This window comes from Vibrio sp. 10N.222.52.B12, from assembly GCF_002875385.1.
Lineage (GTDB): Bacteria > Pseudomonadota > Gammaproteobacteria > Enterobacterales > Vibrionaceae > Vibrio > Vibrio jasicida.
In genome coordinates, this window is the sequence record NZ_MDAW01000059.1 from 1 (window position 1) to 2,594 (window position 2,594).

The window sequence follows — 2,594 nt, forward strand, 5'->3', positions numbered from 1 at the left end:
GGCGGACCATACATTTTTTACTATTTGGTTAACGTTCAAAAAGTAGATGAACAGACGTAAACCTTATCTACGCCGTTTTAAAAGTTGCCATCTGTTGATTCAGCTCGGTAACTTGCTCTTTTACTTGCAATGATGTCTCTGATGCACGTTGGCTGTTATTCGAAACCTCATCCACTGATTGAGTAATACCGGACATCAATCCAGTGATCGAATTGGTCGCATGAGATTGCTGCTCTGCCGCTGCCGCAAGTTCTGCCATTTGTTCATTCAAAGAACCAATTTGCTCGGTCGTGACGAGCAAACGAGTTACCGCTTTTTCAATGTGCTCAGCGCCCTGCTCCGCAAGTGATTGACTGTGTTCAATCTCCTCAACCACCGAATTGGTCGAGCGTTGAATCGCATTGATGATGCCGTTGATTTCTGTCGTCGATTGAGTAGTGCGCGTCGCTAACATACGTACTTCGTCTGCCACGACCGCAAAACCTCGTCCTTGGTCGCCCGCTCGCGCTGCTTCTATCGCGGCATTCAATGCCAGTAAGTTAGTTTGCTCTGCCAAGCCTTCAATCACTTCCGTAACTCGGCCAATGGCTTCGCTCTCTTTGCTTAACTGCGTCACTTGCGTGCTCGCGGTTTCAATGCTGCCATGTAAGCTTTCCATGGTGACTTTGTTTTGCTCTAGTGCATCGCGACCTTGTTCAATCTCGCCTTTTGAATCAGAAAGCTTCTGCACCGATTGATTGGCTTGATCTAGGGTGTTACGCGCGGCTAAAGCGATTTCATCCAATTGGCTTCCCATTTCAACAATGCTGGTCTGTTGCTGTTCCACATTCGATGAGGTGACTTGCGCCGATTCCAACAAAGCCCCCATACTGGTATCCACTTGGTGCGCTTTCTCACTCACCCCTGCCACGATGCTCGCTAACGATTGGTTCATGCGGTTAATCGAATCGGTAAGGTCTGCCAATTCATCTTTCCCAACAACAGTGAGCGGAGGCTGAGAAACATCCCCTGAAGCAATCGTCTTGGCTCGCTCCGATAAGTTTTTCACTCGGCGACCAATGGTATTGCCCATGTATTTTGAAATCGCTACTGCGGCAAACAAAACCAATGCCGCAGCAATCAACATAGTGGTGAGAACGTTCTTGATCGACTGATTAATACCCTGTCCGCTTTGATCTGCACGACTTTGTTGAGCCAATACGATCGTTTCTAAGCTTTGGTCTAGTGCATCCGCTGCTGGCAACAGTTCATTCGCCATTAACAAGTTTGATTCATTCCACTCTGGCGATTGACGCAATGCAATTACCTGCTCTGCTAAAGGAAAGTACAGCTGCTGCATTTCCTTAAACAGGGACCACAATGATTGGTCGTTATCAGTCAGTCTGTCGAGTTTACTGTCGATTTCCGCCACGGACTGATTGTGGTACTTAATCAAGTCGTGGTATTTGTCCAGATGATCTTGCTGCCCGTACAACAGGAAATCTCGCAAAGCAGACAGAGCATTGGCGAGCGAGGTATAGCTGTCGGCGTAGACTTTAAACAGACGCTTTCTGTCTCCACCAAATGGGTTTCCTGACTCTTCATTGATTAAGCTTTGAAGCTGATCAAGTGCCACTTCTGCAATGGGTGCCGCTTCGTTAATAAAGAGGTTATGCGCGGGTAAGTTCTCATCACTGTGGCTAAGTTCAATCAGCTTGTTTAGAGAAACTTTTACCGCATCCCACTGGCTTTGAATCGCTTGAAAATCCTGTTCAGAGATCAAAGCCTGCAAAGTCGGAAGCGACTCGTCTGTAGATGCCATGATATTGCGCACGTCCTCACTCAGACGTGCGCTCACCTCTTCATCGCCACCTAGCAACATGTAGGCTCGAATAGAAGACAGCGACGCTTGAACGGACTGTTGGATACCGCGACTGGTGTCGACGGTCGGTAAATCGGATTTAAGTAACGAAGAGGCGTATTGCTCTACGGTGGTGACGTTGCGATACGTGAATACCGCTGATGCCATAAAAAGTACGGCTAGCAGCACAAAACTGAGCTGCAACTTCCCTGATATCGTAAGGTTCATCCATAAACTCCTGACAACGATGAGCCTTAAATATAACGATGTTTACAAAAATGTTAAATACAGGTATCAAAAGTTACTAAGAAAACCATGTAAACCACTATTTCAAGCCAAGAAATGGGACTTATTCGAAGTATGGTATGCGCTCACTACGTAAAATCAGATAATTAACGTAAGTCGTTTCTAAGCAGTCTTGCTCCCACAGAGAAAGAATCCGTTTGGTGGCAAAGTAGTAATCTTTGTTACGCAGTAGCACGCCCACCGTACGACTGAGCTGCTCAAAGCGCTGTTGCTCATTAGCAGAGATGTAATTGTCTTTATTTTGAATGATGGGCGCCAATCCATCGGCAAACCAGTTGTTCAGAATTTCACGCATCTCAAGTTCCGACTCCGGCACATCGATACTCGACAACTCACGATGCTGTGGTGGTGGCACTATGTACTTCGATGCTTTTGGCGAACTGACATAACGGTACATGTCGCTCCTCCTTGTGATTCATTCTTTAACTAACTAACCTGAGATCGGTTT

General features: G+C 46.6%; 2 protein-coding genes. Both read right to left on the minus strand.

All coding sequences use genetic code 11. The annotated features are described in order from the left end of the window. Window positions 1–67: 67 nt before the first annotated feature. Window positions 68–2,068, minus strand: a complete 2,001-nt coding sequence (locus tag BCT11_RS03635) for a methyl-accepting chemotaxis protein (RefSeq protein ID WP_102387170.1) — start codon at window positions 2,066–2,068, stop codon at window positions 68–70. 121 nt (window positions 2,069–2,189) lie between these two features. Beyond that, window positions 2,190–2,543 carry a hypothetical protein gene (locus BCT11_RS03640; protein ID WP_038867464.1) on the minus strand — a complete coding sequence of 118 codons (354 nt, stop codon included), beginning with the start codon at window positions 2,541–2,543 and terminating at the stop codon, window positions 2,190–2,192. Between the last annotated feature and the right edge of the window lie 51 nt (window positions 2,544–2,594).